Annotated in this window: 1 protein-coding gene; it reads right to left on the bottom strand. The window is 58.2% G+C overall.

Features of this window, described 5'->3' with window-relative positions:
• Nucleotides 1–404 (bottom strand): ABC transporter permease (locus tag ACEWB7_RS18350; RefSeq protein WP_411581141.1); only part of this gene is annotated, 404 nt, incomplete at both ends.

The following is a 404-nucleotide window of genomic DNA, read 5'->3' as shown; positions in this document are numbered from 1 at the left end:
ACCGATTCGTTCTGCTTCCAGGCGTTCTTGAAGCTGACCCGACCGTTGGTCTGCAGGATCGAGCGTCGATAGATCCTCTCGCCGGCCAATACCGCAAACACGGTGAAACCGAGGGTCACAAAGATCGACACGATTGGTTCCCACCACTGCGCGCGATGACCGAGCATGCGCAGCGGCATAAAGACTACCGACGCGATCGGGACGTAGCTGCCGATCTTGGCGCTCATGCCATCAGGGTTCGACATCGAGAACACCACCCAGAAGTAGATGATCATGATGAGATACATCAGCGGAGAGGTGGTGTTCTGAACGTCCTCACTGCGCGAGGCCATTGACCCCGCAGCCGCGTACAGGCTTGCCAGCGCCACGAACCCGACGAGGAAGAACAGCAGGAACCACATCAC

Source organism: Acinetobacter sp. NIOH-H-8 (assembly GCF_046635365.1).
GTDB lineage: Bacteria > Pseudomonadota > Gammaproteobacteria > Pseudomonadales > Moraxellaceae > Acinetobacter.
Note: the sequence above shows the minus strand (reverse complement) of the source record. Positions and strands in the feature narration are given on the sequence as shown.